At 35.7% G+C, this 1,808-nt stretch carries 1 protein-coding gene; it reads left to right on the top strand.

Translation table 11 applies throughout. The annotated features are described in order from the left end of the window. Positions 1-270 precede the first annotated feature (270 nt). Positions 271-1,808: MobQ family relaxase (gene mobQ, locus HMPREF2782_RS04490; RefSeq protein WP_070641173.1), on the top strand; the 1,538-nt coding region annotated here is incomplete at its 3' end.

Below are 1,808 nucleotides of genomic sequence, written 5' to 3'. Positions count from 1 at the left end.
AACATTTTAACACTTTGCTTTTTTGTGGATTTGAAAAATCTACAAAAAACAAAGTTCACAGGGGTCTAAGGGGGAGTAGCCCCCTTGAACAAATAAAAATGCTTTAGCGTTTTTGTTTCCTTAGCGGAGCTATAAGCTTTCCGCAGGAACGCAAAGCACCGTAGTCAAACGGTGTATCTTTGCGCCCTTTGAAAAAGGGAGCGAAGATACGACCTGAACATTAGGATAGTAAAATCCCAAAATTGAAAACAGATAAAGGAGGAAAAGACAATGGAAATCAGAAGTTTGCATACCCATGTAGATATTGTGGCAAGGTCAAAAGGGCATAGCGTGATTGCAAAAGCTGCATACAATGCAAGAGATAAATTACAAGATGAATACTATGGGAAAACACATGACTATTCTAAAAAAGAAGACCTTGTATTCTCAAAAATATTTCTGCCGGAACATATCCCGAAAGAGTTTTCAAACAGAGAATACCTATGGAATAGTGTTGAAAAAATAGAGAAAAGTAAAAATTCACAACTTGCAAGAAATCTGCTCTTTACACTTCCAAGAGAATTAAATGAACAGGACAGAATAAAGTTAATCGGCGAATTTATAGAAGAAAACTTTACTTCTAAAGGTATGATAGCAGACTGTAATATTCATAATCCTATGGCAAGCGATCATGAAGAACAACCACACGCCCATATCCTACTTACCCTTAGAGAAATAGACGAAAAAGGGAATTGGAAACCGAAATGCAGAAAAGAATATATCCTTGATGAAAACGGAGAAAAGATAAAACTGAAAAGCGGAAACTATAAATCAAGAAAAGTAAATCTGAACGATTGGAACGAACCTGACAAAGCAAAAGAGTGGAGAGAAAACTTTTCAAAGAAAGCAAACGAATACTTGGCAAGGAACAACATAAATAAAAGGATAGATCCACGCACCTTTAAAGAACAAGGCAGAGAAGAACTCCCGCAAATTCATTTAGGCACAAGCAGTTATCAGATGGAGAAAAAAGGCATACAGACAGAGAGAGGAAACCAAAACAGAAAAATCATCGCCTTGAATTTAGAATTTAGAAAATTAAAAGAGGAGCTATCCAAACTTACGTCTTGGATAGGCTCGTTACTTGGAAGTCTGCAAGTAAAATATGATGAATACAAACAGGAGAAAAAAGAAGAATATGAGAACAAGGCGGAACTCTTTAATCTCTATGAGTACATCAGTATTTATTATGACTTACAGGGAGAAAAAGCAAGAAAGTTAAATCCCTATGCAAGCAACAAAAAGATAGGTGCAGACCTAAGACGATTTTCCAAAGCAAGAATATATCTGAAAGGCAACAATCTTAAAACCATAGCCGACCTACAAGAAAAGATAAGCACATTACAATCCCAAAATAAGAAGATTAGTCAAGACATTAAGGCGAAAACCACAAGAATAGAAAACTTAAATAAATGCTTTGCCTATGCGGACATCATCAAGGATAACAAAAAAGTCTTTGAGGAATGGAACAGTAAATCCCTATTCAAAGACAGCTTTTACAATTCCCATAAAGATGAGATAGATAAATATAAAAGAGCAAGGGCAATTCTTGAAAAGATAACAGGCTCATCGGCGATTAAGTCTAAAGACTGGAAAAAAGAAATCCAAACCCTTGAAGATGAAATATCGAGACTCAACAGACAATCACAATCAATCAAAGAAGAGTACGAAAGTATCAACCATATCAAGTATGCAGTCAAGACAGTCAATGACGATTATGGCATAGACCTAAGTATTGAAATTGACAAGGCAATCAAGAGAGGAGAAAA

This window comes from Anaerococcus sp. HMSC068A02 (assembly GCF_001811125.1).
Taxonomy (GTDB): Bacteria; Bacillota; Clostridia; order Tissierellales; family Peptoniphilaceae; genus Anaerococcus; species Anaerococcus vaginalis_C.
Note: the sequence above shows the minus strand (reverse complement) of the source record. Positions and strands in the feature narration are given on the sequence as shown.